The sequence below is a fragment of the Mesorhizobium sp. M7A.F.Ca.CA.001.10.2.1 genome (genome assembly GCF_003998575.1).
GTDB lineage: Bacteria > Pseudomonadota > Alphaproteobacteria > Rhizobiales > Rhizobiaceae > Mesorhizobium.
Genome location: NZ_RZQY01000503.1, coordinates 1 through 4480 on the forward strand (window position 1 = coordinate 1; position 4480 = coordinate 4480).

Sequence of the window (4480 nt, forward strand, 5' to 3'; positions counted from 1 at the left end):
CTGCCGACGATCATCATCGCGACGCGCGCTGCACTTGCCGCGGTGCCGCCGTCGATCCGCTCGGCGGCTCTCGGTCTTGGCGCCTCCAAGATGCAGATGGTGTTCCAGCACATCCTGCCGCTTGCCGCACCCGGCATCCTCACCGGCACCATCATCGGTCTAGCGCGTGCGCTCGGTGAAACCGCGCCCCTGCTGCTAATCGGCATGGTCGCCTTCGTCGCCGATCCACCGACGACGCCTTTCGATCCGGCCACTGCGCTGCCGGTGCAGATCTATATGTGGGCGAACGAGGCCGAACGCGCCTTCGTCGAGCGCATGTCGGGCGCGATCATCATCCTGCTCGTCTTCCTCATGGCCATGAACATCACCGCGATCGTGCTTCGGCGTCGGTTCGAGCGGCGCTGGTAGAAAAAAGGCATTTTGGTATGAACATCATGACCGAACAGTCCCTTGAAAATGCAGTGGGCGATAAGATGAACGCCAAGTCGAACGAAGTGATCAAAATGCGTGGCGACAAGGTCGGCGTGTTCTATGGCGAGAAGCAGGCGCTGTTCGATGTCAATCTCGACGTCCGCCTGAATCAGGTGACGGCGCTGATCGGCCCCTCCGGCTGCGGCAAGTCGACCTTCCTGCGTTGCCTCAACCGCATGAACGACACCATCGATTCCGCGCGGGTAACCGGCAAGATAACGCTCGACGAAGAAGACATCTACGACAAGAACATCGATGTCGTCGAACTCAGGGCGCGCGTCGGCATGGTGTTTCAGAAACCCAATCCGTTCCCCAAGTCGATCTACGAGAACGTCGCCTATGGCCCGCGCATCCACGGATTGGCCAAGCGCAAGGCCGACATGGATCAGATCGTCGAGTCGAGCTTGAAGAAGGCGGCGATCTGGAACGAGGTGAAGGACCGTTTGCAGGAACCTGGCACGGGTCTTTCCGGTGGCCAGCAACAGCGTCTGTGCATTGCACGCGCCATCGCCGTGTCACCCGAGGTGATCCTGATGGACGAACCGTGTTCGGCGCTCGACCCGATCGCCACTGCTCGCGTCGAGGAACTGATCGACGAACTGCGCCAGAACTATACGATCGTCATCGTCACCCATTCGATGCAGCAGGCAGCGCGCGTGTCGCAGCGCACCGCGATGTTCCATCTAGGCTATCTGGTCGAGGAGGGCGCCACCGACAAGATGTTCACCACCCCCGACGACAAACGCACCCAGGACTACATCACCGGCCGGTTCGGCTGAGCTCAGGCATATGAGGGACGAAGATCATGGGTGAACATACCGTTGCATCTTTCGATGAGGATCTGGAGCAGATCAGCCAGCTGATCCGCGACATGGGCGATCTCGCCCGCTCGATGGTCAGTGGCTCGACCAAGGCTTTGCTCAATTCGGACAATGCGCTGGCGCAGCGCGTGGTTTCCGACGATGCGATCATGGATGCCCGCCAGCGCGAGCTGGACGATCGCGCCATCACGCTGATCGCCAAGCGCCAGCCAATGGCCAACGATCTGCGTGCGGTGGTCGGTTCGATCCGCATGGCCGGCGACCTCGAGCGCATCGGCGACCTTGCCAAGAACATCGCCAAGCGCGTCGGCACTGTCGGGCTGAGCGTCACGCCGCACGATCTTTCGCATTCGATCGACGCGATGGCGCAGCTGGTGCTGATCCAGGTGCAGGGGGTCGTCGACGAGTATGCCGCCGCTGACGCGGCAGCGCTTGCCACGCTCAGAAACAATGATGAACGCATCGACGTCAAATACACCTCGGTGTTCCGCGAGCTGCTGACCTACATGATGGAAGATCCCCGCAACATCACGGCGTGCACGCACCTGTTGTTTTGCGCCAAGAACCTCGAGCGGATCGGCGACCACGTGACCAACATCGCCGAAAATGCCTACTATGTTTTGACCGGCACGCAGCTGCCAGCCAATCGTCCGAAGCAGGACGAGACGGCAATGTCCGCGCCAGCGGCATAACAAGGGTGACCAGCCGATGATCGCACCACGCATCATGGTGGTGGAGGATGAGGAGCCGCTAGGCGTGCTGCTCCGCTACAATCTTGAATCCGAAGGTTACCAGGTCGAGGTGGTGACGCGCGGCGATGAGGCCGAAATCCGGCTGCAGGAGAACGTTCCCGATCTTCTGGTGCTCGACTGGATGGTGCCTGCGGTTTCGGGCATCGAACTCTGCCGGCGCCTGCGAATGCGTCCCGAGACCGAGCGGCTGCCGATCATCATGCTGACCGCGCGAGGCGAGGAAAGCGACCGCGTGCGCGGCCTGTCGACCGGCGCCGACGACTATCTGGTCAAGCCCTTCTCGACGCCGGAGTTCATGGCCAGGGTCAAGGCGCTGCTGCGCCGGGCCAAGCCGGAAGTGCTGTCCAGCGTGCTAAAGGTCGGCGATATCGTGCTCGATCGCGAGTCGCACCGTGTCTATCGCAAGAAGAGCGAGATCCGGCTTGGGCCGACGGAATTCCGCCTGCTCGAATTCATGATGCGCCATCCAGGCCGCGTGTTCTCGCGCAGCCAGCTGCTCGACAATGTCTGGGGCGAGACGATCTACATCGACGAGCGCACGGTCGACGTGCATGTCGGCCGGCTGCGCAAGGCGGTCAACAATGGCCGTATGCCTGATGTCATCCGCACGATCCGTGGGGCCGGATACGCCATCCGAGAGGACTGAACTCCCTCGTTTGAACTCACGCCACGTTCTTGCCGCCGAAACCGGATCTCGCCTGCACGCCCGGCGCAAAAATCTCCTGATCGACGAAGATCAGCGCCCGCATGGCGCAGCCTTCGCGGATCAGCGGCAGTTCGTTCGGCTCGGTGTCGAAGGAAATCGATTTGGAATGCTGGCCGCCGGCGGTCTGGGCAATCGCTTGCCGCAATGCCGGCTCGATCAGGTCGAAGGCGGCGGCGCTGACACCGACCATGGCGACCGGCGCCGGATCGATCAGCGCGAACAGGCTGCCGAGGCCGTAGCCGAGCGCTTCGCCGGCCTTGCGATAGGCTTCCCGTTCGGGTCCGTCACCTTCGCGGGCCGCGGCAGCCAGGGCGCGCATGTCGGCGTCGCTGACATCGGCGACGGGTTCTGCATCCTCGCCCATCTGCCTGGCGTTGCGCCAGATGGCGTAATTGCCCGCATAGGCTTCGACGCAGCCGCGCCGTCCGCAGCGACATAGCGCGCCGTTCGGCCGATGGATCATGTGGCCGAATTCGCCGCCCGAAGAATGGGTGCCGGTGAACAATTCGCCCTTCAGCACCAGTCCCATGCCGATGCCGTGCGACAAAAGGATAGCGATGAAATCGTCGCGGTAACGATCGGGGTCGCGCCAGCGCAGCGCCACCGCCATCATGTTGCAGTCGTTCTCCATTATGGCAGGGATGCCGAACTCGTCTTCGAATATGTCAGCGAAGGCGATGTCGGTGTGCGGCGTGATCGGCGACCACAGCATGGCGCGGGCACGGGTGTCGGTGATGCCCTGGATGGCCAGCGCGATGCGGGCGATGCTGCGCACGTCCAGGTCGGGATCTGCCAGGCGGCGCCGCACGATGGCCGTGCATTCCCCGATCAGCGACTCGCGCGACATCGTCAGCGTGTCCAGCCGGCGCTGTTCCTCGGATATCACCTGGCCGGCATAGTCGATGACGGCGACGGAGAGGAAGTTCAGCGACAGCACCACGGTCATTACCGCGGCCGCTTCCGGATTGAGACTGAGGCCGACCTGCGGCCGGCCGCGTTTGAGCGAGCCGGCCTCGCTCGGCTTGCTTTCGGTCAGGATGCCTTCGACGATCAGGTCGGATGAAATCGCCGAGATGGTCGAATGGCTGAGGCTTGTGGTCGCGGCGATCTCGGTTCGTGACGGCTGTCCGGCGCGGCGCACTGCCGCGATCACCATGGCGCGGTTGCGGCGGCGCAGATCGTCGTGGCGGATTCCGACCGACATGTTCTTTCATATCCTCCCGGTCGCCGCGGTTCCTCCTGCCCCTGGAACGCTGTCGGTGACGCCGGTAAATACTGGCAGAAGCTGCATGCCGTGTCATTTATTTATTCCGAGACTCGAAAAAAACTCGAAATGACATCAAAATCCATCAGAATCGATGTTGACAGCGTTCGGGCGTTGGCCCAGTATTTTTTCGAGGCTCGAAAAAATAGAGCCTCTGTGCCGGCCCTCGGGTCAGTTTGGTCGCGCCATACGCGGCGCAGGGAGGATAATATGAAAAGATTCACGGCCGCCATCCTGGCGGGTGCCGCCATGTCGCTGACGCTCGCGTCTGTCGCGCAGGCGAAGGACAAGGTTGTCGGCGTTTCGTGGTCCAACTTCCAGGAAGAACGCTGGAAGACCGACGAGGCCGCCATGAAGACGGCGATCGAGGCCGCCGGCGACAAGTACATCTCCGCCGATGCGCAGTCCAATCCCGGCAAGCAGCTTACCGATGTCGAAAGCCTGATCTCGCAGGGCGCTAATTCCC

Annotated in this window: 5 protein-coding genes and 1 pseudogene; 5 read left to right on the top strand and 1 reads right to left on the bottom strand. The window is 62.3% G+C overall.

Annotated features, from left to right (window positions below):
* The 4 genes from EN964_RS25840 to phoB form a co-directional block, all read left to right on the top strand.
* Positions 1–408: PstA family ABC transporter permease (locus EN964_RS25840; RefSeq protein WP_127276903.1), on the top strand; the 408-nt coding region annotated here is incomplete at its 5' end.
* Between the two features lie 17 nt (positions 409–425).
* A complete protein-coding gene (pstB, locus tag EN964_RS25845; RefSeq protein WP_127267721.1) occupies positions 426–1250 on the top strand; it encodes a phosphate ABC transporter ATP-binding protein PstB in 825 nt (274 codons plus the stop codon).
* A gap of 26 nt (positions 1251–1276) precedes the next feature.
* The gene (gene phoU, locus EN964_RS25850) at positions 1277–1984 is read left to right on the top strand and encodes a phosphate signaling complex protein PhoU (protein WP_127267720.1); all 708 of its coding nucleotides are present in this window, start codon (positions 1277–1279) and stop codon (positions 1982–1984) included.
* A 16-nt stretch (positions 1985–2000) separates the two neighbouring features.
* Complete coding sequence (gene phoB / locus EN964_RS25855; RefSeq protein ID WP_010911896.1) at positions 2001–2690, top strand: phosphate regulon transcriptional regulator PhoB; 690 nt, start codon at positions 2001–2003, stop codon at positions 2688–2690.
* A gap of 16 nt (positions 2691–2706) precedes the next feature.
* Here the strand turns inward: phoB and EN964_RS25860 are convergent, their stop codons facing one another.
* Positions 2707–3954, bottom strand: a complete 1248-nt coding sequence (locus tag EN964_RS25860; RefSeq protein ID WP_127267719.1) for an ROK family protein — start codon at positions 3952–3954, stop codon at positions 2707–2709.
* Positions 3955–4224: 270 nt separating this feature from the next.
* Between EN964_RS25860 and EN964_RS25865 the strand changes: the two are divergent.
* Positions 4225–4480 (top strand): annotated as a pseudogene (locus EN964_RS25865) (D-xylose ABC transporter substrate-binding protein); the annotation flags it as partial.

What these genes read in the sequence shown, in the direction of transcription:
- pstB (WP_127267721.1), top strand. Translation starts at nt 426, where the DNA reads ATGAACATCATGACCGAACAGTCCCTTGAAAATGCAGTGGGCGATAAG.
- phoU (WP_127267720.1), top strand. Translation starts at nt 1,277, where the DNA reads ATGGGTGAACATACCGTTGCATCTTTCGATGAGGATCTGGAGCAGATC.
- phoB (WP_010911896.1), top strand. Translation starts at nt 2,001, where the DNA reads ATGATCGCACCACGCATCATGGTGGTGGAGGATGAGGAGCCGCTAGGC.
- EN964_RS25860 (WP_127267719.1), bottom strand. Translation starts at nt 3,954, where the DNA reads ATGTCGGTCGGAATCCGCCACGACGATCTGCGCCGCCGCAACCGCGCC.